General features: G+C 42.2%; 15 protein-coding genes and 1 pseudogene. 10 read left to right on the forward strand and 6 right to left on the reverse strand.

What is annotated here, in order from left to right; all coding sequences use genetic code 11:
* Nucleotides 1-27: 27 nt before the first annotated feature.
* The 5 genes from UYI_RS0102035 to UYI_RS0102055 all read left to right on the forward strand — a co-directional run bounded on the left by UYI_RS0102035 (nt 28) and on the right by UYI_RS0102055 (nt 6,587).
* The gene (locus tag UYI_RS0102035) at nt 28-2,466 is read left to right on the forward strand and encodes a type IV pilus secretin family protein (RefSeq protein WP_016865024.1); all 2,439 of its coding nucleotides are present in this window, start codon (nt 28-30) and stop codon (nt 2,464-2,466) included.
* 250 nt (nt 2,467-2,716) lie between these two features.
* Nucleotides 2,717-2,929, forward strand: a complete 213-nt coding sequence (locus tag UYI_RS0102040) for a helix-turn-helix domain-containing protein (protein ID WP_016865025.1) — start codon at nt 2,717-2,719, stop codon at nt 2,927-2,929.
* A gap of 631 nt (nt 2,930-3,560) precedes the next feature.
* Nucleotides 3,561-3,845 carry an HU family DNA-binding protein gene (locus UYI_RS0102045; protein ID WP_009457351.1) on the forward strand — a complete coding sequence of 95 codons (285 nt, stop codon included), beginning with the start codon at nt 3,561-3,563 and terminating at the stop codon, nt 3,843-3,845.
* 29 nt (nt 3,846-3,874) lie between these two features.
* Nucleotides 3,875-4,963, forward strand: coding sequence for a threonine-phosphate decarboxylase CobD (gene cobD / locus UYI_RS0102050; RefSeq protein WP_016865026.1), 1,089 nt, complete (start codon nt 3,875-3,877; stop codon nt 4,961-4,963).
* A gap of 73 nt (nt 4,964-5,036) precedes the next feature.
* Nucleotides 5,037-6,587 carry a dihydrolipoyl dehydrogenase family protein gene (locus UYI_RS0102055; RefSeq protein ID WP_016865027.1) on the forward strand — a complete coding sequence of 517 codons (1,551 nt, stop codon included), beginning with the start codon at nt 5,037-5,039 and terminating at the stop codon, nt 6,585-6,587.
* Nucleotides 6,588-6,695: 108 nt separating this feature from the next.
* Here the strand turns inward: UYI_RS0102055 and UYI_RS39510 are convergent.
* Nucleotides 6,696-6,902, reverse strand: a pseudogene (locus UYI_RS39510) (DUF3685 domain-containing protein); the annotation flags it as partial.
* Between the two features lie 137 nt (nt 6,903-7,039).
* Here UYI_RS39510 and UYI_RS0102060 point away from each other — a divergent pair.
* Both UYI_RS0102060 and UYI_RS0102065 read left to right on the forward strand, forming a co-directional pair.
* Nucleotides 7,040-8,776: an ABC transporter permease gene (locus tag UYI_RS0102060; protein ID WP_016865028.1), complete on the forward strand. Its 1,737-nt coding sequence runs from the start codon at nt 7,040-7,042 to the stop codon at nt 8,774-8,776.
* Nucleotides 8,777-9,034: 258 nt separating this feature from the next.
* Nucleotides 9,035-10,384, forward strand: coding sequence for an ABC transporter ATP-binding protein (locus UYI_RS0102065; protein ID WP_016865029.1), 1,350 nt, complete (start codon nt 9,035-9,037; stop codon nt 10,382-10,384).
* A gap of 248 nt (nt 10,385-10,632) precedes the next feature.
* Here UYI_RS0102065 and UYI_RS0102075 read toward each other — a convergent pair whose 3' ends face one another.
* Nucleotides 10,633-12,387 (reverse strand): DUF3685 domain-containing protein, encoded by a 1,755-nt coding sequence (locus UYI_RS0102075; protein WP_016865031.1) that lies wholly within the window; start codon nt 12,385-12,387, stop codon nt 10,633-10,635.
* A 648-nt stretch (nt 12,388-13,035) separates the two neighbouring features.
* On the opposite strand from UYI_RS0102075, the gene UYI_RS0102080 reads away from it, so the two are divergent.
* Nucleotides 13,036-16,119: a pentapeptide repeat-containing protein gene (locus UYI_RS0102080; RefSeq protein ID WP_016865032.1), complete on the forward strand. Its 3,084-nt coding sequence runs from the start codon at nt 13,036-13,038 to the stop codon at nt 16,117-16,119.
* Between the two features lie 276 nt (nt 16,120-16,395).
* On the opposite strand, the gene UYI_RS0102085 is transcribed toward UYI_RS0102080, so the two are convergent.
* The 3 genes from UYI_RS0102085 to UYI_RS0102105 all read right to left on the reverse strand — a co-directional run bounded on the left by UYI_RS0102085 (nt 16,396) and on the right by UYI_RS0102105 (nt 19,658).
* A complete protein-coding gene (locus UYI_RS0102085) occupies nt 16,396-16,833 on the reverse strand; it encodes a Fur family transcriptional regulator (RefSeq protein WP_016865033.1) in 438 nt (145 codons plus the stop codon).
* An 806-nt stretch (nt 16,834-17,639) separates the two neighbouring features.
* A complete protein-coding gene (locus UYI_RS0102095) occupies nt 17,640-17,858 on the reverse strand; it encodes a DUF2839 domain-containing protein (RefSeq protein WP_016865035.1) in 219 nt (72 codons plus the stop codon).
* Between the two features lie 204 nt (nt 17,859-18,062).
* Nucleotides 18,063-19,658 (reverse strand): helicase C-terminal domain-containing protein, encoded by a 1,596-nt coding sequence (locus tag UYI_RS0102105; RefSeq protein WP_180977242.1) that lies wholly within the window; start codon nt 19,656-19,658, stop codon nt 18,063-18,065.
* A gap of 129 nt (nt 19,659-19,787) precedes the next feature.
* Between UYI_RS0102105 and UYI_RS0102110 the strand changes: the two genes are divergently transcribed.
* Both UYI_RS0102110 and UYI_RS0102115 read left to right on the forward strand, forming a co-directional pair.
* Entirely contained in the window at nt 19,788-20,759 is a 972-nt protein-coding gene (locus tag UYI_RS0102110; RefSeq protein WP_016865038.1) for a M48 family metallopeptidase, read from the forward strand.
* Nucleotides 20,760-20,885: 126 nt separating this feature from the next.
* Nucleotides 20,886-21,293 carry a hypothetical protein gene (locus UYI_RS0102115; protein WP_016865039.1) on the forward strand — a complete coding sequence of 136 codons (408 nt, stop codon included), beginning with the start codon at nt 20,886-20,888 and terminating at the stop codon, nt 21,291-21,293.
* Between the two features lie 9 nt (nt 21,294-21,302).
* Here the strand turns inward: UYI_RS0102115 and UYI_RS31750 are convergent, their stop codons facing one another.
* Complete coding sequence (locus tag UYI_RS31750) at nt 21,303-22,358, reverse strand: SulP family inorganic anion transporter (RefSeq protein ID WP_016865040.1); 1,056 nt, start codon at nt 22,356-22,358, stop codon at nt 21,303-21,305.
* Nucleotides 22,359-22,543 lie beyond the last annotated feature (185 nt).

The raw sequence follows: 22,543 nt of genomic DNA on the forward strand, positions 1-22,543 counted from the left end.
AATTTGGTGAAATGTGAGGAATGAACTGTGAGACAGCTTCACGGTAAAGGTTTAGATTTTATATTAGGTGCTACCACGATAGTTTTTTTAGCTGCTCAACCAGTTAAAGCACAGGTTACTCAAATTACAGATGTGCAGCTAAAAAATGTTAATGGCGGAGTGAATGTTGTTTTAAAAACTTCTTCTGGCTCTCGCCCACAAATTTTTACGACGCAGAGGGGCAAAACTTTAGTTGCAGATATTATTAACACTCAACTACGTTTACCCAAAGGTAATAGTTTCCGCAAAGATAATCCCATTTCAGGAATTGCCTCTATTGAGGTGACTCAACTAGATACCAATAGTATTAGAGTATTGGCAATTGGTACTGACAGCGCTCCTAATACTCAGCCTTTGACGCGTGGAACAAACGAAATTACTCTTGGCTTAACTTCCAGTGCAGGAACTACAGCATCAGCACCAACACCTCCCCAAGCACCGACTCCTAACCCCAGTCCATCAGTTCCGACTGTTGTTCCGAACCCGCAAGTTAGTATTGACGGCACACCAGCGCAAACAGCTGGCCCAGGACAAGTCCAAACCCAAGCTCCGCCTTTCTTACCTAGAGCTGTTGCACCACCAGTAGGAGATATTGCCATTTCTAATATTGATGCTTCTCCGAGCAGCGTTGACTTAGGAACTCAAGAACGTGTACCCCGGCTTGTGCTGCGAGATGCACCAGTCAGAGAAGTATTATCATTGTTGGCTCGTGCTGCTGGTTTGAATTTGGCTTATACAGGAGCAGAAGTAACTGGAGGACAAGGGGGACAAACTGCTGGACAGACAATATCTCTAGATATAGAAAACGAACCTGTACAGGATGTGTTCAACTATGTCTTGCGCTTGAGTGGTTTGGAAGCAAACCGTAGTGGTCGTACAGTTTTTGTGGGGCCTAGACTTCCCAATTCCACTCGTGATGTCGTCATGCGGAACTTGCGACTGAATCAGGTAACAGTGGGGACTGCTCTCAACTTTTTGGTCTCCTTAGGTGCAGAAAGTGCCGTTAACCGCGAACGCCAAGTTACTAATGTCAGTGCTGTTCCTGTGGGTAATGGAGTTGCTCCGATTACCCAAACTCAGACCACCACAGAAACAAGAGTTGAAACTCAACGCATAGATTTTCAGGATTCTAAACCTTTACTTAGAGGTTTGCAGGCACTTGGAGATGAACGCACAAATTCTTTGACTTTGATTGGGCCACCAAGATTGGTTGAGATGGCTATGGCTCAACTTACTCAACTAGATATCCGTCGTCGGCAAGTGGCAGTGAATGTCAAAATTATCGATGTTAACCTTTTAAATACTAAAGACTTTAACACCAGCTTTTCCTTTGGTATTGGCAATAACTTTTTCGTCAATGACGGCGGTGCAGCAGCTTTAAATTTTGGCGGTTCTAGACCAGCTACTAGTGCAGAAGTAAGAACTAGTGTGAGTAGTACGCCTGTAATCAGCAACCCAATTACAGGAACACCCTTCTTGGATGTAAATAACGAGTTAATTATTCCAGGTGGAGGTTCGGGTACAACAATAGTTAACCAATCTTCAAATCCCATTACAATTGGTGGAGTTACTGTCCAACCTGGTTCTGCAACAGTATTACCCAACAGAGATGCTACAACTTATCAACCAATCCCACCATCTTCAACTAACCCATTACAACCAGGTATTACCAACGTTGACCGTGGCACAAATGATGTGATTACTGTTGATGCAGAGGGTACCATCAGTGTTTCCCCTGGCAGTACAGGAACAGTAACATCTGCTCTGCCTTCTTTGTACCAGTTCCCCAAACGTTTTCTCCTCAGTTTGCAATCTCAGGTACAAAGTGGTAACGCCAAAATTTTGACTGACCCGACTTTGATTGTGCAAGAAGGTCAAACAGCTAATGTCAACTTGACTCAACAAGTAGTGGGAAATATTAAGAACGAAATTACACGAGGTGACGGCAGTTCTACACAAACAGTTACAGCAGAGAAAGAAGATGTGGGTTTAACCCTAGCTGTCAAAGTTGATCGCATTGATGACAATGGATTTGTCTCTCTCTCGGTGGCTCCTACTGTCAAAGCACCTCAAGCTGCTACTAACCTTAATTTAGGTACAGGTAGCCAGCAAATATTCTTAGTTTCTCAAAGGTCGCTTAATTCCGGTTTAATTCGCCTGCGTGATGGGCAGACCTTAATTCTCAGTGGCATCATTCAAGACACAGACAGGACAACTGTCTCCAAGATTCCTATTTTAGGTGATATTCCCTTGATTGGTTCACTATTTAGAAGTACAAACAAACAGAATCAACGCAATGAGGTAGTTGTATTACTTACACCTCAAATTATGGATGATTCTGAGAAATCATCTTATGGCTACAGCTATACTCCTAGTCCAGAGGTGCGGCAAATACTTGAGCGTCGAGGGTTGCAGGTTCCAAAGTAGTAGATAGGTGGGGAGATGGGGAGATGGGGAGATGGGGAGATGGGGAACTCGGGGTCCCCATGACAGGGAAGCGGTTTCTACTTTGGTTGTTTGGGACCGCTTTCTCTATGTTTATTATTACATGCTAATAGATAGTTAATCAATAGATAGATAAACAAAAAAAATACTAACTATTAGCTATCTTCTCATATTTTATATTTATAGATAGGCTACTAAGAGTCAGCCATACTAATAGTAGGTAGTTAAGGTTATGCCTGTGGAGATCAGACTCAAACAGCTAAGAGAAGACAAAGGCTTGTCTCAAAATGCGTTAGCACGACAGCTAGAGATGTCGCTTGCGAATATTCAAAAAATTGAATATGGCAAAGCAAAATCTATCCCCCTTGATACCTTAGAGAAAATTTGTCTAGCGCTCGATTGTGAAATAGGTGATTTATTGGTAATCGTTGAACGCGGAAAGTAGAGAAACGCGCCTTCTAAAGTCCTGCGAGTCGGGCTTTATCCCCTTCTTAAAAGAAAAAGATAGGGGTTCTCGCCCTCCCGTATTGTTTTAATAGAGGTCGAGAAGTTTACATAACTTATAAAAAAGTTCTTATTAGGTTCAAAAAGATAATTAATAATTCCAAATCCTGGTTAATAAAAAATTAGAAAACAAAGTAAAGGGATGATAAGCGTAGATTAAAAACTTGTCTTCCCCTTCTCCCCTTACTCCACCCTTACCTTAAGCCGCGCAAAGCGCGTCTAGACACTCCTCATACTCCCCCCACTCCCCCAACCTCCCCACCCCCTGTTACCTTCGCAAAAGGGGCTTTTACTAAGTATTTTTTCCTAATTTTAGGGGTGTTTTTAGTGAAACAATTACTCTTTTACAATAAAAAATCCTGAAATCCATATAAATTAATGCTTTCATCTATCCACTTCTGGCTTGAACACTTTAGAATGATTCATTGAAAAGTCGAGCCTATGAGAGTTACAAGAATTTTAAGCAAAAATACTCATAAGGACGGCTTTTGTAAATCTCAAAACAGAGATTTAAGTAAAGATGCGTCAAATGCATCTGTACACTATCTCAAGTAAACCTCAAGGAGTTTGACATGAACAAAGGTGAATTAGTTGATGCAGTAGCTGAGAAGGCTAGCGTAACCAAAAAACAAGCTGATGCTGTCTTAACTGCGGCTTTGGAAACTATCATTGAAGCTGTTTCCTCTGGTGATAAAGTGACCCTAGTGGGATTTGGTTCTTTTGAATCGCGGGAACGCAAAGCCCGCGAAGGGCGTAACCCCAAAACCAACGAAAAGATGGAAATTCCGGCAACAAAGGTTCCTGCCTTCTCTGCTGGAAAGCTGTTTAGAGAGAAAGTTGCACCCCCAAAATCTTAGTTAGTGATGTTTTAGGGAAATCTTTTTTGATGCGGCAAATGGCACATGGGGGAAATTTAGCTTGGGCAGCAGCGCTGGCTGGCTGTTCCCCCAGTGCTATTGTTGATTTTTCTGCGAGTATCAGCCCGTTGGGACCCCCAAGCAGTGCGTTAGTTGCTATTGAGTCACAACTGGTTAATCTTCGCCACTATCCAGATCCAGATTATTGTGAACTAAGACTGGCTCTGGGTAAGTTTCATCAACTGCCGCCAGAGTGGATTCTGCCGGGTAACGGTTCGGCAGAATTACTAACCCTGGCAGGAAAGGAATTGGCAGAATTAGCCGCAACAGCTTTCATAACTCCAGCCTTTGGCGACTACTACCGATCGCTAGCGGCATACAACGCTAAAGTGCTGGAATTTCCTCTTTCCCCAGTTATTGATCAAGAGTCATTCGTGATCAGTGATTTGTCATCTATTCTTGACAGAGGACAAATCACAAAAGACAAAGGACTACTTCTCAATAACCCTCATAATCCAACAGGAAAATTATTCTCAAAACAAGCCATTCTGCCCTATCTAGAGAAATTCGCTTTGGTAGTGGTGGATGAAGCGTTTATGGATTTTCTACCTCCAGATCAACAACAAAGCATAATTGGAGAAGTAGAGAAATATCCCAATTTAGTCATTTTGCGATCGCTCACCAAGTTCTATAGTCTGCCTGGGCTAAGGTTGGGTTATGCGATCGCTCATCCTGATCGTTTGCGGCGTTGGCAGTCTTGGCGCGACCCCTGGCCTGTCAACATTCTTGCCCAAGCCGCAGCAGTTGCTGTAATCGCTGATCAAGACTTTCAGAAGCAAACCTGGATATGGCTAGAACCGACACGAAAGCAGTTGTTTGAAGGTTTAGCTCAAATTCCAGGTTTGCAACCCTTGCCAAGTGCTGCTAACTTTTTACTTGTGAAATCACAGTACTCCAGTCTTGAATTGCAGCAACAACTACTCAAGCATCACCGAATTTTAATTCGCGACTGCTTGAGTTTCCCTGAGTTGGGCGATGGCTATTTCCGTGTTGCTGTCCGCTTATCCTCAGAAAACCAGCGTTTATTAGATGCGATCGCTTTAGTCAATAGTCCATAGTCAACAGTCCAATGTTCAAAGTTTCTGACTATTGACAATTGACCCTTGACCCTTGACCATTGACCCTTGACTAATGACTCTTGACTACGATGTCGTAATTATTGGTGGCAGTCTTGCAGGGCGTTCTGCTGCCCTGATGGCAACCCAACTCAAAGCTAAAGTTGCTTTAGTAGAAGCCAAAACAGATTATGGATTTATTCATCACCACGTTTTTAGCGAAATCGGCAGGCTTGCCCAACAGGTAAGTAATGCTGCTCAATTCGGAATTGGTATTTCTAAACCATCAGATATTTTTTATCCTACAAATGTCTCTAACGGCACAATTCATAGCTCAACGGAAAACATAGAGGCACTTTCCCAAACAGACTTTTTTACGCCTATACCTTTAGGAAAATCTCAAACACCTGTGGTATGGTCAGAAGCATTGCTCTACGCTCGTGGTGTGAGTTCTAATTTAGAACAATCCCATTCACCTGCTGTATTAGCAGCTCAAGGTGTCGATGTGGTGATTGGCAAAGGGCAATTTCAAGCCTCACCTGATTTAGTATTTGTTGTTAATAATCGTTTACTGAGCGCACGCACCTATTTATTGGCTAGTGGTTCAGTTCCAGCAATTCCAGATATTGAAGGATTGCAAAGAACTGGTTTTCTTACCCTTTCGGAAATTTGGCAATCTCTAGGCGGTTCTACACCACCCCAGAATTGGGTAATTATTGGTGGTACTCCCCAAAGCGTTGAGGTAGCACAAACTCTGGCGCGTTTGGGTTGTAGTGTCACACTCATAGTTCACCACCCCTCTATCATCCGTCATGCTGACCCTGAAATAGCTCAACTTCTACAAGCGCAATTAGAAGCAGAAGGTGTGCGTGTCCTGACAAACACAACAGTAACTCAGGTTATGCTCATCGAAGATAAAAAATGGCTCCAAGCAGGACACAAAGCCATTGAAACTGATGAAATTTTGGTAGCTACTGCCCAGCAGCCAAATATTGAATCCCTGAATTTAGCGGCTGTGGGTGTGAAATGGCATCACCGCCGCTTGGTAGTGAATGAAAAACTACAAACAACTAACCACCAGATTTACGCTTGTGGGGATGTCATTGGTGGTTATGAATTTCCTCACATTGCTAATTATGAAGCAAAAATTGCCTTGAAAAATGCTCTATTTTTTCCTTGGAATAAAGTAAATTATCATTGCATTCCTTGGGGAGTTTGTTCTCACCCCATGCTGGCTCAAGTTGGTTGGACAGAGGTACAAGCAAAACGCCAGTATGGTAAGAATGAAATTATAGTGTTACGGCAGTATTTTAAACTCCTAGCAGTAGCTCAAATTCAGGAAGAAACCACAGGTATTTGTAAATTAATTGTTCGACGTAATGGAGAGATTTTAGGAGCTGGGGTATTGGGAACAGCAGCAAATGAATTAATTAATATTATTGCTTTAGCGATCGCTCAAAAAATTAAAATCAATCACATAGCTAATTTAGCTACTATTTTTCCCAGTTTTTCAGAAATTTTAGAACAAACTGCCAGACAGTGGCAGCAGCAAAGGTTACAAAATAATACAAAATTGCAAGATTGTTTGGAAAGTTTCTTCCACTTCCGCCGTGATTGGAAAATATGAGTTATATCATGTCCGCTTGAACACTTATATTATCCGTTGGGGTCGGTAATTGGTAATTGGTAATTGGTGATCATTGGTCATTTGTCAATGGTAATTAACTATCAACCACTAACTACTAACCACTGTACAGACGTGCCATGGCACGTCTCTACAACCACTAACTTTTTTATTCTTTACTTCTGAGAGCGAAACACTACCAATACGCTGCAAAATCCCACGAACAATTAAACCTAAACCCCGACCAACTATTTGTGTGAGTACAAAGACTACTCCACTCCCCAAGAAAGATAATAACGATTGCAAACGAGGAGCGATGGTATAAGTTTCAGGTTAAAAAAGGTTATTAACGAGCAATATTAATCAAACAGTCAAAATAATTTATGATATTTCTATTCAAAATTAAGTTACCTGTTTTCTAATTGGGGAAAACTTGAAATAAATTTAATCATGCTATGCTCAAGCGGACTTTTCCTTCGCCGGAAGTACTGCAACGCTTTCCCTTCGGCTTAGCAGACATCGCTGTCATCCTGGGGACGTTGGTTTTACTAGCACTGATTGCACGTGTAGGTGCAGGAACACTTGTAAGCTTTGTACCACCGGATGTTGTTCCTGGTGTGAGCCTTGATCCGGCTAATCTGCCTTACTATGCTGGGCGTTCGACTCTGCGGATGTTTATCGCCTTGTTTTTTTCGACGCTATTTACCTTAGTCTATGGGTATATTGCTGCTAAAAACCGTCTTGCAGAAAAAGTTTTTATTCCCTTACTTGATATCTTGCAGTCTGTGCCAGTGCTAGGCTTTTTATCTATCACTGTTACAGGTTTCATTGCCCTGTTTCCTGGTAGCCTGTTGGGGTTAGAGGCAGCATCGATTTTTGCTATTTTTACTAGCCAAGCTTGGAACATGACTTTTTCATTCTATCAGTCGTTGAGAACAGTTCCACAAGAGCTAGAGGAGGTAGCCAGACTATATCGATTATCAGGATGGCAGCGATTTACAAAACTGGAAGTGCCTTCGGCAATGATGGGATTGCTATGGAATGCAATGATGAGTTTTGGGGGTGGTTGGTTCTTTGTTGCTGCTAGTGAAGCCATTAGTGTGTTGAATCAAGAATATACCTTACCGGGACTTGGTTCTTATGTTGCTGCGGCTATTGCTGCTCAAAATTTACCTGCTTTAGGTTGGGCCTTGCTGACTATTGCTGTGGTAATTTTCTTAGTAGACCAACTATTTTGGCGACCTTTAATTGCTTGGGCTGATAAGTTTCGACTAGAGACGAGTGCTAGTGCAGAGATTCCTGAGTCTTGGGTTCTTGATTTGCTCAAAACAGCTCGACTTCCCTATCTAGTGGGGCAACTGCTGACTCCCGTCAGTGAAACTATTAATCGTTTTCTATCATCACTTACCCCCCCAAATTCATCACTCCCTGTAGACAGTAATCAGCAGACTGTGTGGAGCGATCGCCTCTATAATTTCATTCTGTTAGTTGTAATTGGCGCACTGTTAGTGATTGAATTACACTTTATCCTGACAACTGTAGGAATAAGTGAAGTCTTTAAGACTTTTTGGTTAGGGTTACTTACTCTTGGGCGTGTGCTGATGCTAATAGTAGTAGCAACACTCATCTGGACACCCGTGGGTGTAGCGATCGGGTTTAACCCAAAACTAGCACGCCTTTTGCAACCTGTAGTGCAATTCCTCGCATCATTTCCAGCAAACTTTATTTTTCCCTTTGCGACTCTCTTCTTTATTCGTACCAATATCAGCATTGACTGGGGTAGCATCCTATTAATGTCCCTTGGCGCTCAATGGTACATCCTATTTAACTCTATTGCTGGAGCAATGAGTATCCCCACAGACTTGCGCGAGATGGCAGCAAATGTGGGTTTACGCGGTTGGTTGGTGTGGCGCAAATTAATTATTCCTGGTATTTTTTCTGCCTGGGTAACAGGTGGTATAACTGCCAGTGGTGGAGCATGGAACGCTAGCATTATTTCTGAAATTGTTAGTTGGGGACAGACGACCCTTACAGCCAACGGTTTGGGAGCATACATCGCTCAGACTACCCAAGTAGGTGATTGGCCGCGCATTACTTTAGGAATTGGGATGATGAGTTTGTATGTAGTGGGACTTAACCGTCTATTTTGGCGGCAGTTGTATGAACTCGCGGAAACTAAATACCATCTTTAACATGAGTTCGATAGATTTCATTCGCCCAAAATTCCGGTGTGAGAATAAATTTGGGGCTAATAACCAAAACCCACTACAAGTGGGTTGAAGGGCTTATTCTATTTAGTCTACTTTAAGTAGACTTGGGCTATTAGGGCACAGTTTACTTGCGCCCCTTGTAATTGTTTAGTCTGACAATATTTATCGAACTCACGTATCTTTAACTTCACTCAACAATTATCAAAATTCTCAACACTGATAACTGTTAAAAGGTTAAGCATGACTGCAACTACACAAGCAACCGATGAAATAATGATTTCAGTTGAGCAGGTGAACAAAAGTTTTCCCCTACCAGAGGGCAAAGGAGAGTTTATAGTCCTCCGGGATATCAACCTGACAGTGCGGGCAGGTGAAGTTGTGGCATTACTGGGACGTAGTGGAAGTGGTAAAAGCACCTTACTGCGAATCATGGCAGGTCTAATTCCACCCAGTCAGGGGCAGGTGATCTGCAATGGTAAGCGCTTGCAAGGTGTGAACCAAGATGTAGCGATGGTCTTCCAGAGTTTCGCTTTGCTACCTTGGTTGACGGTACAAGAAAACGTGGAATTGGGATTAGAAGCGCGGGGAGTTAGTTTGGCAAAGCGACAGCGACAAGCACTGAAAGCTATTGACTTGGTAGGTTTGGATGGTTTTGAGAGTGCTTATCCCAAAGAATTATCTGGGGGGATGAAACAACGAGTTGGTTTTGCCCGCGCCTTGGTGATTGAACCCCAGGTGCTGTTTATGGATGAACCATTTAGTGCGTTGGATGTTCTTACTTCTGAAAACCTGCGGGGTGAAATCGACGATTTATGGAATGCAGGAAATTTTCCCTCCAGAAGTATCTTGATTGTCACCCATAATATTGAAGAAGCAGTGTTCTTAGCGGATCGGGTGATAATTCTGGGGGCAAATCCGGGACGTGTGCGTGGTGAAGTGCTAATTGATTTGCCCCGCCCCCATGATCGTACTAGCGATCGCTTCAAAGCTTTGGTGGATTATATCTATACAGTCATGACCAATCCAGAAGCAGAAGTCACTGGAGAGGTAGCACTGCCAACACCGAAAATACCCACACAACGGGCCAAGTCGCCCTATGCTCAAGTATTACCCTATGCCAGGGTTGGTGGTATTAGTGGTCTTTTGGAATTGATTGTTGAGCAGCCTGAAGGCAGAGAGGATATTCCCCATTTGGCAGAACGCTTGCAACTAGAGGTGGATGATTTGCTGCCAATTCTGGATGCTGCGGTGATTCTGGGCTTTGCAGAAGTCACCCAAGGAGATGTCAGGCTCACTGATATCGGACGTGACTTTGCCACCACAACAATTTTACGAAGTAAAGATTTATTTCGGCAACAAGTCTTGCAGAATGTACCAATGTTGGTCAGCATGGTACAGACCTTGCGAGAAAAACGTAATGGTTCTATGCGGGCAGATTTTTTCTTAGATTTATTAGATGAACACTTTCCCCATATAGTAGCTGAACGACAATTTGCCACAGCAATTGATTGGGGACGCTACGCAGAATTGTTTGAGTACGATGCCAACGAAGAGCGACTTTATCTGCCAGAAACAGTGGCTACGGAGTAGGAGGGCAAGGAAGACAAGGGATGGGGGAAATTACTTATTTCATATCCCCTGTTATGGAGTTACTTTTTACCAATCAATACGGTTTAGTTAAGGCTAGGACTCTTTGTCAACGTTATTTTTCTAACAAACCGCCAAGAACGCCAAGGACGCAGAGAAAAGAAAGAAAAGAAAAAATTTACTTAACTGAACTGTGTTGTCTTATCAATGACATATGGCTAATGGTAATTGACTATCAATTTATTTTTTACTCATAACTTTTTATTTTTTCCTTCTGAAAGTGAAACACTACCAATACCCTGCAAAATACCACGAACAATTAAACCTAAACCCCTACCAATTATTTGTGTGAGTACAAAGACTACTCCACTCCCTAAGAAAGATAATAACGATTGCAAACGAGGAGCGATCGCATCACCAAATTCTAGTCCTAGTGTCACCCATAAACGAATTCCTGAAAGTTCTGCTAACTCTTGGCGACGAGGAGCGTAAATAGATGTCTTGGCAATACCACGGGGAGCAAATACAAATAGTTCATAGCGACTTTCAAAAATAGCTTTCGGTTCTGTTACTAAATTTTTTATTCGATATTTCCAAGATAAACTATTTCTAAAGCGTTCAATTTCTCGTGTGGAAATCAATTTTCGGTCATAAAAATTTTGCTTAATATCTTCTATATCTCCTAAATAGTTCAGTAGGGGCTGAACTACAGCATTACCTACTTGAATTAACAAGTTTTCTAATAACATTTCTGCCTGTTGATTAGCTTCAAAGCTGCCCGCAGTATAACTAGTATTATCAATAATTAAATCTGTTTGAAAGAGTAAGTAGGAAAATAAATCGACAACTAAGGGGATTTGATTGAGAATTCCTGTTTGTACTACTCCAGAGCTTTGTAATATTACATTGAGAATTTCTATCTGATTATTACCAAATCTTACCCGAGAAAATTTTCCAAAAAATTCTGTAGAAACTTCCTTCCATAATTCATGTAAAATTGCACTTTTGATGTCAGATAGTTGATTAATTTCAATTTGGGAATTACGGAGATCATCTAAAGTATCAGCAACTTTTTGCAAAATCAAATAAAGTAATTCTCGTTTTTTATCTGGGCGCAAGATGTCAATTTCTAAAGACACATCTGTAACATTTTGCAAAGGTAATTGCAGTTTATTTAGGCAAGATGTAAATATTGTTGCTTGCAGCGCTCTCGGGCTAAGTAGAGAGGGAGTTTTTGGGGTGATGGTGCGATCGCTAGGGATATTTAATACAGGTAGTGGTAATTGTTCAGCAGCTTGAGGTTGACTTTGGTCGTTGATTTGCCTGGGTTGTGGTGTTGCTAATAAATGATTGATCAACCAACGAGATGCTAACAACTCCCGTCGCTGTCCAGCTAACATTGCTCGTTCTAATATCGGCTGTCCAGGAATCTGCAATTTTGCTGTTATTGCCGCTAAATTAGCATCTATCTGGGCATTTCCTGATAAACGCAGGTTTTCTAATAGCCGAGTGAAGAAACGATAGGGAGATGGGGTGGTGGGGAGATGGGGAGATGGGATCTGTGTCGTTGTGTCGTTGAAGACATACCAGTAGGAACGACCAGCTACTATTTCTTGCATAATCTCAACTAATTCGGTAACTGGCGTTCCTTTGGGGCAGTAACCTTCTATACCAATAGATTTGGCCGCTAACAGTAGCCCTTGGTCTTGCACAGAAGTCAGTAATAAAATAGGTAAGTTAGGATACTGAGTTTTAATTTGCCGACACAGTTGTAAACCTATTTGCTGACTGTGCAGAGAGCGACTATTGCCTAGTTCCAAGACTACTAAATTTATACTTTTGAGGTCTTGTTGGGCAAGTTCTGCTAAAATCAGCAAAACAGCAGTATTTGTTTCTGCCTCCGATACTACTTGCAAGTTAGAAAATTCTTCGAGAGCAACCCGTAATCCTAGCCGGAAGATGGGGTCTTGGTCAACTAGCAATAATTTTAGAGGGCGATCGCTCATAATCCAAACTATACTCTGATGCTGTTTGTAGTTAATGGGAAACAGCTTCGATACTTCACCTATTCTCCCTATTTTTACCGAAGCAATTTAGATTCAGAATTGATATGTCCGAATACTCAATTCTCTCATCTATCGTTTATCGCTGTGTATTGGTGGTCATTCGATTTTAAATTTTGGATTTTGCGAAAAGTTTGTAGACACGAAGTGGTGAGACAGCGACTCTTACGCAGGGGGTTCTCCCCCAATCCCCACTCCCTGTCGGTCGTGGGGGCCCCGAGTCCCCCATGAGCGACTGCGTTCGCGTAGCGTCCCGGAGGGAACTACCCGGAGGGCTTCCCGAAGGGTGCGGAGGTTTCCTCCGTACTCTTACGAGAAGTCGCTTACGCGCCTACAAAGCAGCGTCCCGGAGGGAACCTCAAAGCTTTTCAAGACGGATTTTGGATTTTGAATTGACCTCACAGACTTTTCTGGGGGCTTCGGAATTTTGGATTTTGGATTGATTCCACAGATGAATCTGCTTGCTCTGTACCATCAAAGATTATCGGTCAATTCCAAATTCATCCGAATTCAATGAATCTGTTTTTGAACTGAAAAAGATCGATGATAATTGCCATATACAGACAATTACTATGTAATTAGATTAACTAAATGAGCTTGAGTATTCGACATTGGCTAGTAGAAAATTATATTGAAATCTCTGATATCAGTGGATTATCACCAGGGCAGATGGTGAGTATCGCCTTCCGTATTGTTCAGGATATGGAAGTAAAAAGCCTCATCCCTTTGGACATTTGTAGCTTGGCAGAAGTGTTAGAACTACCCTTGGCTACTGTATGGCAGGAAATTACAGTCTTTGCTCAGTTGACAGAAAGTCTTCTGCGGACAATTTCTCATAAAAAGCCATTAAAACGTAACGAAGGCACATGGCTAGCATTTCAGATAGCTTATCTTCGAGGCTTGCTGCAAGTCTTGACTCAAGAAAAAAGCTTACAAAGACCTTGGTTAAACCAGGCAATGCTTGGAAAAGCAGGGATGCGAGAACGAGGCGAAATTTCTCCTGTACGACTCCTACAGGATACCCAACTGCAAGGACTCCTCAAAACTCTCCGCTCAGGTAAACTAACTGATACTCAAGCTGAACAAGCTTTAAGTTTAGTAGCAGATTCATTACTGGTACAACAAATAGATAATGCTGTCAAAGCCTGGTTTGTTGCCAATGGAGTGGAGGAAGCAGAAAGTAAATTAATCACACAACGTTTGCAAAATTCACTGTTTGGACATTTACTGGCAGTGATAGCCGAAAACGCACTACCTTTAGCGCAACTACAAAAATTTGTTGGATTGGGAAATTCATGCCCTGTTAATTCCACTGACAAACATCTGCAAATTCCCGAGGCTGGCTTACATGTAGGTGACAAAATTAACTTGTTGCGGGAACTCTACCGAGCTAGTTTAATGCAGAGACAATCAGAAACATTATTTATGGAATCCTTTGCTCTCAAGGATATTTATGTTCCCCTCAATGGTATACCAATCAATGAGAGTGATTCGCAACCAGAACAAAAAACAGTTGAAGCGATTGATTTAATGACATGGGTGCGGCAACAACTGGCTAATTTAGATACTATTGCTGTGATTGAGTCGGAACCTGGTTATGGAAAAACTAGTTTCTGTCAAATGTGGACAGCAGTTGCAGCAAAAGAACTTTACCCTGCATGGATACCGATATTAATTCGCCTCAAGGATGTCAAGTACGGTAAAACTTTAGCAGCAACCTTAAACTCTGGTTTTGCTCTTAATCGTTATATCCACCTTGGTGATTGGCTGCAACAAGACTATCCTCCTTGTTTGCTTGTGTTGGATGGTTTAGATGAACTACCACCTGCTAGTCAGGGTAATCAGGCAAAAATCATTTTGATGCAGCAGTTGTTTAGCTTGCAGTCTCAGTCTCGGCATAAGATTGTTTTGACTAGTACTTCACAAGCTTTACAGGAAATCATTCAAGAACTAGAACAACCATTGCCATTGTCCCGAATTAATATTCAACCGTGGGAACAGGAAGAGTGGAGACAATGGTTTCAACTATGGGCGCAAGTCCAATCTTTGCCCATTGCTCAAAATTACTTTACGTTCCTCAAATATTCAGGAGTATTCTCTGCTACATCCAAGCTACCGGAACTTTCAGCCTTTGTCCGTCAACCTCTGATGCTTTATTTATTAGGAGTGTTGCATCGAGACGGACTTCTGGATGAGCAGATATTACTATTAGCTGCTAAGACTCAAGCAACAACCAGCGCTACTGTTTTATGGGAAATTCACCATCGGCTGAGTCGATGGTTATTAGGTTATCCGCAAACTGGTGGTATTAAAACAATGCTGCTGCGTTCAGGTTCGACTTATATCCACCGCACACAAGACGCGATCGCTAATCTGCTGCAAAATCGTCACCCCCAAGATCTACTCGAACATATGCAAGTGATCGCACTACAAATATTGCACTCCCAACGCCATCAAATTACTTTAGAACCCAGTCACAGCAATCTCCCAGCCTTTTATTTTATCCCCCCTCACACTCCACGCCAGTTGCTCTTTGTTGGAAACCAACAAGACCGTGCTGGCTCCCCCACCCCTCACCTCCAAACTGAATTCTCTCACCCCAAATTAGGAGAATTCCTCTGTACTCAGGCTATTGTTGCCCAACTGAAGTTACTTATTCAACGTCAAGAAAACGCTTATGGTGAATTTACCTTTGTGCTAGAGTCTGCTAGTAGCGTTGCTCAGCAGCTTTACAATTTATTTGGTTTTGGAATTGTTTCCCCGGAATTGGAAAATTTGGTGATTGAGGGTTTGCGGCGAGAACCACAGCATGAATTTTCTTTTGAATTGTTGTGCGATCGCCTGCTATCTTTTTGGTATGCCTATTGTCGAGGTCGTTGGTTAGATGAAGGTATTGCACACAAAGCTTTTGCTCATTTTCAAGCATTGCAAAACCCTGTGAATGTAGAACAGATTCATGCCACAGTGGGACTGAATGTATTCTTATTACTTTGTGCTTGTCACCAACAAACCAAAACTACTTTTTACCCTTGTGGCAATCCAGAAAATTTGTCCGAATTTTATTCACAAGCATTAATGATATTAATTGCCAGGACAAAAGTTTTACATCCAGCTGCTTTCACAACACGTCTGCAATCAGCATCTCTTGCTTGTCTGAACTTATCAGGTGCTGATTTGTCACAAGCAATGCTAGCTGGTGTAAATTTTGGGCAAATAGATTTATCTAATGCTAATTTAATGGGAGCAAATTTAGTTGGAGCTAACTTGCAGGATGCAAACGTATCAGGTGCTAACTTAGTAAGTGCTAACCTCACAGATGCAAACTTATCAGGTGCTAACTTAGTGAGTGCTAACTTAGTGAGTGCTAACCTCACAGGCGCAAATCTTCAGTCAACGAATCTCACCAATACCTGCTTATTTCAAGCTATTCTGCAAGAAACTGACAAAGAAATTGCCATACTTAATGGTGCAATCTTTTCAATTAAAGATTTTCAAACGATCAAAAAATTGCTGTCCAAATCTGCTGATATTAATAATATTAATTCTTATGAAAAAACAGCTGCTTGGTTAAATAATAATGCTATCGAAAATATTATTGAAAGTGCAGAAGGTGAGCCAATGATGTCTGGCGATTTGTATGAAGATTATGCTGATGATGAGACAGTATTGGGATAGTTGGTTGTTGTTTGTTGTTTGTTGGTTGGTGGTGGTCATTTGTCATTGGGGATTGGGAATTGGGCATTGGAAAGAATTTTGGATTTTGCGAAAAGTTTGTAGACACGTAGACGCGCTCATAGGCTTCCCCTTAGGGTGCAGAGGTTTCCTCCGATTAAAGCTCTTCAAGACGGATTTGCGATTTTGGATTAGATTTCAATCCAAAATCTAGAATCTAAAATTTCTTGTCTCCCTTGTCCTCCAAGTCGTCCCCCTTCCCATCCCCGATCCCTCTTCTTACGAATTTCGGTAGCCGTAAAAATTAATACTATAGTCTGTAACCTTAACGCCTGTTTGTTCTTCAACCAAACGAATAATTTCTTCTGGTAATGTTATGTGAACATCTATAATTTGGTTTGTATCCAAACAGTTAACATGGCTGTGGGAATCACTGATATTACCATACAGACGTCCGTCACAGTGTTCGATACATTCAATAATGCCACCGGAAGATAAGGCTTCTAAATTTTGATATACAGAAGTGTGACCGATCGCTTTGCCTTGCTGATTGAGGCGATCGTAAATTTCTCTAGCAGAAAGATGCTCTTTTGCTTGCCAAAGTAATTCGAGAATATAGCGACGTTGGCGACTAACACGCATACCCTGCGTTTGACACTGTTCGATCGCATCTTCTAGGGAACGAATGGGTTTTGTAGATATCGTCGGTTTTTGCATATTGATGCTTGTTAACTGTTTTAGTAATTTTTTCTTTCCAATGTTTATTTGTTATTTTATATTTCTAAGGTTTATCTACCTCCTGAGTCAGTCCGAAACTGTGTTGTCACTAGTAATTGCTGCGGAAATCACAGATCGGCAAGAGGAATTTTTATATTTCTTGACAATTTTGCAGTCACACCTTAATCTAAAACAAACTCATTACAACTTTAGCTTAAAATCACTGTAAACGTCTACTTTAATTGGCAATATATAAAGCTTCACTCACCAAGGATTGGGGGACGTGGAAGCGTGTTTTTTAAAAGACATGTCCGACAACGCCACGCCCCCGGTAATAGGTAATAGGTAGTGGGATTGGTAAGAACTTGTTGGAGTCTTTGCAATTACCAATTGACGATTACCAGTTACCGGGCAATCCCTGCAATCATATCTTGGGCGAATCCCCGTATATTTATGTCGGGGAGTGCCCTCAATAAAACACCTCACATACAATTTAGCAGTTAGTTTTGTATGTGCATTCAGCCTTTTGGGCATGAATGCAAACATCGCCAAAGCATAACATCCCACATTCCGCGCCTGCTACTCCAAAGATGCTTAATGTTGAAGACTATTGGTACGTAACTAATAATGTGATAGTGATGATTTTTACGGAGTTCACCCTTTTGATTCTTTACCAACTCCTGACGCTTGAAATGAGTTTGGTAGAAGTAAAGTTACTGTATATTTACAAGTATTGGTATAGAATTTTAAAGACAGCTCAGCTATGCAAGCTGTCTTTTTGAAAAAATTTAATTTAAAGCACTCCTTCAAACTACTTGCCACCAGCCAAAAGCCGGGCCAATAAAACGAATTGTTACCCAAGCTGCAACCATAATACCAATACCAATCCAAGCACCACGAGAAGTCCATTTTACAAATAGTTCTGCTTGTGATTTTGTGATCGGAACCCAGGGCATAATGCGTTCTTGTTGGGCTTGACCGTATTTTTCTCCCAGTGCTTCTTTACGACGTTTTGCTTCACCCATTTGCTTCACCTAAGACTAAAATTCCAAATGTTTTCTCTATTAAATAACAGTTGTGTATTTTGTTGTTTGTTGTTTGTTGATTGTTGATTGTTGTACCCTGAACTGATACAAATGCTTTGCCCCTACTACCAACCAATGTACAGACGTGCCATGGCACATCTGGTATAACTACCAACAACTAACCACTAACCACCAACAAAACTTTTATGAGTCGTCCTCACTGTGTTGGGAAAATAAACTGGGATCGAGATAGTTAATACGTGCTAGGGGACTAAGAGCAGTTAATATTTGAGCTCCATAGCTACGGTTGACGACTCGACTATCAAGCAAAGCTACAATGCCTTGACTTTCTCGGGCTGGGGCGATCGCTCTTTGTAATTCGTTTAAAGCTGCTGGCAACAAGTATAAACGAAACCAATCTTGATGCGATCGCTTATACTGGGCAACTCTTCCCGCTACCAAAGGATGTTCAAGAGATGGTAAAGGTAGAGTCGCGATGATAATCAATTGTGGTGCAGGCAAAACTTTTTGATGTTCGCGCCAAAATTCCCAACCACTAATTAAAATCCCATTTTCATCCAAACAAGTTTTTTCTACTTGGACTCGCGAACCAAATTCCGAAGCTAAGATTGCTCCGACTTGGGACTTCAATGGTACATCTCCCACCAACACCGCTGTCAATCCTGGCGATGTCGCACTCAGACAAACCAGCGTCCGCACTTTGTGAATAAATGCTGCTTGAAATTCTGGGGTATTTGGTAAGGGCAACTGATACGGAATGTAAAGTTGAATCGCTTCCGTTTGACTATCCGAGAACTTTAAACAAGTCAACTCCCCACCTAACCCAAGGTGTTGGCGAAAAATAGGAGCCTCGGTTTCCGGGTCTAGGGAACTGCCAATCAATACCACAGGCTGCCGCTGCCAAATCGGCGTCAGTATTTCTGCTATATCAATCGGGGCGCTGTGTAAAGAAAATAAACCTTGACGACGGGCAATAGTGGCCCAGAGGAGAGATGGGGGGCTAGGGGCCCCCACTTTGTGGGGTTGGGGGGCAATGGGGTGATGGGGTGATGGGGGGGTGAGGGAAGAGTGTTGGAATTGTTGCCAAAACTTTTTCCAAGCATCGGGGAGAGTATCTATGTCTAAATTTGAATAAAGACTGCTCAATATTTCTGTTTCTGCTTGGGAAATCAAATAACATTCGTAGGGATTCCCAGGATGCTGGAATAGTTCGTGTGTTAGTTTTGCTCGTACAGAGCAAATTTCCTCAGCAATGTGTGGGTAGGCAAGTATCAGTTGATCCCAATCATGGGCTTCCCAAGTGACAGTGAGTTGATCACGCACCCAAACTTCTAAATCGTCTACGCCATCAATAATCGTAGGAATGCCAGCCGGAAAATTCTCATGGGGTGTTAGTTGTGCTTTTAACCAAGCTTGGGGTGAAATCAAAAACAGTCCTTGAAAGTCACCACCAGGCCAAACATCACCTGTTCTAATAGCCTTGTTAACTCCTAGCCATTGCTGTAGACGGGGGATTTCCACTTTCACAAGACGTTGCTGCACAACTTCAGGAGCAACGATAATCACAGGGCTATGCCACATCAAAGCCGACGCCACAAAGCTTGTACGATACCGCCCTTGATAGCCGCAAGCCGCACCCACTTGAATCAGGGCGCTACGTCCCAAGCGCAAGGCGCGTGCAACCAACCGTGCCATCGTTAAATGATGGGGCCACGAAGGGAAACCCGCCTGCGATCGCAGGAAGTTATGTAATGATAAATGAACTTCTGCCTCAATCACACGCTTTTCATCCCATACAAAGTGATTTTACTTGTTACAGCCCCACTTATATTATTCAGTTATCAGTTATCAGTAACCAGTTACCAGACTGATAACTTTTAACTGTTAACTGACCTACTACCCTAAATTATGGCAACCTATACAGGAATTTCCAGCGAAGCTTTTAGACACCCCCTAGATCGGCAAGCAGAGCAAGCCTTGCGTAGTTTACCGGGATTTGATTTAGTCGCCCGTAAACTCATGGAATTTATCTACGAGCGCCCGCAGTTAATCTATTTAATGGGCAACACCATCCAAGTTGGGCCTCGTCAATACTCCACTATTTACCAGATTTTTCGGGAATGTGTGCGGGATTTAGATATTTATCCAGAGCCAGCACTGTTTTTATCACAAAATCCCCAAGCTGATAGTTATGCGCTGGGGCAAGAACATCCTTATATAGTCATAAACACAGGGATTTTAGACTTACTAAACGAAGCCGAAATTAGGGCGGTGTTAGCCCATGAACTGGGGCATATTAAATGTGGTCATACTATTTTAATTCAAATGGCGATGGGGGCGATGAGTGCTGCTTCTGCCCTTAGTAGATTTACTCTTGGTATAGGTAATTTTGTTACACCAGCATTAATTTATGCTTTTTTTGAATGGCGACGCAAAGCAGAGTTATCAGCAGATCGCGCCGCATTATTATTAGTAGATGACTTGAATACTGTGATGTCCTCAATTATGAAAACCACGGGTGGCAGTATAAAATATGCCAACGAATGTAGTTTACAAGAGTTAATTCGTCAGTCAGAAAATTATCAGGTGCTTGACGAAGATGAATTGAATCAAGTCTATAAATTTTTAGTTTACAGTGGCGCTCAAAGCGAGATGCTGAGTCATCCTTTCCCTGTAGAACGCTTGCATTATCTACAGGAGTGGGCAGTCTCAACAGAATATCAGCAAATCAAACAAGGAAATTACGTGCGATCGCCTGCATCTGGAGCAGTGGACGTGAACGCGACACAAAAGGCTACCCGAGACCAAGAAATCGAAAAATTACGAAAAAAAATTGCAGAATTGCAAAGAGAGATTGACAGAATGAAAAAATCAGGTTGAGTAGGGAGCGGGGATTGGCGAGGTGGAGTGTGAGGAGTAGTGAACAACAACTAACAACCAACAACTAACAACTAACAACCAACAACCAACAACTAACAACCAACAACCAACAACTGAAATTTTGATATGATGCTCAATTTTACAAAAATTGTATCTGTCCTAAGTGTAATTTTTATGCTTATTGTCTTATCGCCGACAATTACTTCGGCTGCCCCAGTTAATTTTAATACAAACTTTACTGTAGCTATTGCTCCGGCAGCTAAATCATCTTCAGAGATCAACTTTACCCCACAAGTACGACAACAACTCCAAGCAGTACGTCAACGCCGCAATCGAGAGATTCAAAAAGTTTTGGACTCATCTCAACTGACTGAATTCACTCGCAACCTACGTTCTGGTGATAATTTTCAGCAAGCGCTAGACAAACTTAATTTGCAAGGCGATCAGAAGGAAATGGTAGAGGCGATCGTGAAAATTTGTGATTTGAAAACAAAAGCTATCCTATCTCGTTATTCACACCAAAAAGGGAAATAACTACCGATTTTACAAAGGAGTCTCATGGCTCAAATTTTGATGACGCGCTGCAAATCCTGCGATCGCTGTATGTATAGTCAGATAAATATGCTCAGCTCCCATCTTTTGCAGCAATCCTGACCCACTGCTACTAATCGGGAAACCCTGCATCAATCCGTTTCCCAGGTTAGAGGTTCCTAGCGCCAACAGTTCTTGGTTAGCGTCAATTTTATAGTGATTGCGGGTAGCAAATGCCCGTGCAGTCAGCACATTATCTGAATAACCAACGATCGCAATTCCAATCGCAGATGCTACTAGTGGTGATAATTCCTGAACCGAAACTTTGGGTAAGGCGAAATGAGGCAAACCGGCCGGGATTTCTCCAACTACAGCCACACCTCGTTCATCAAGGTGAAATACTGCCACAGCAGCCGTTGCCAGTAATACCGCTAGTAGGGGGCCGGGTGCGTTACGAAAGCGATTTTGAATCAAGAATAAGAAGACTAAGACGAGAATTGCCAAAATCAAAGTTGGCTGGTGAATTTGATCCAGTTTACTGAGAAATTCCCTTACTTCGCCGAAGACGGTATTTGCCTCAATCTTAATGCCACCAATTTTACTGAGTTGCCCCGTAATCATAATTACAGCTACCCCTGCCATATAACCAATGAGAATTGGTTTCGACAAGAGATCAGCCAGAAAACCTAGACGAGCAATGTAGCCAATTATGCAGACTATCCCTACCATCAAAGCCAGCAGAGAAGCGAGAATACCGTAATTCGCGTCGTTTCTTGCTACCAAAGGAGCGATCGCTGCTGCCGTCATCACTGCCGTTGTTGATTCCGGCCCTACCGAAAGTTGAGGCGATGAACCAAACAGGGTGTAAATCACCATTGGTGGTATAATTGCCCACAACCCGACTACAGGTTTTACCCCTGCCAACTCCCCATAGGCCATACACTGGGGAATCAAATAGGCAGCCACTGTTACACCCGCTAGCACATCCCCTCGTAACCATGCTCGTTGGTAAGATAGTAACTGTTTTAACCCTGGCATTCGTAGGGGAATAGCTTTATTTTTTAACATGGCGATCGTAGACCACCCTCTGGTTCAGTTTAAGAAGATATTAAATAGTTTAAGAGGAAATTAAGTAATTCTGATTGATGAGATACATAAATTGATTGAGAAGCTGCGTAGTCAGGGCTTTAGCCCTTAAAATTGAGCGATTTATCGCTCACTACAAACCCCTCGTAATTTATGATCGCAACTAA

It is taken from the genome of Fischerella muscicola PCC 7414 (genome assembly GCF_000317205.1).
GTDB classification, from domain to species: Bacteria; Cyanobacteriota; Cyanobacteriia; order Cyanobacteriales; family Nostocaceae; genus Fischerella; species Fischerella muscicola.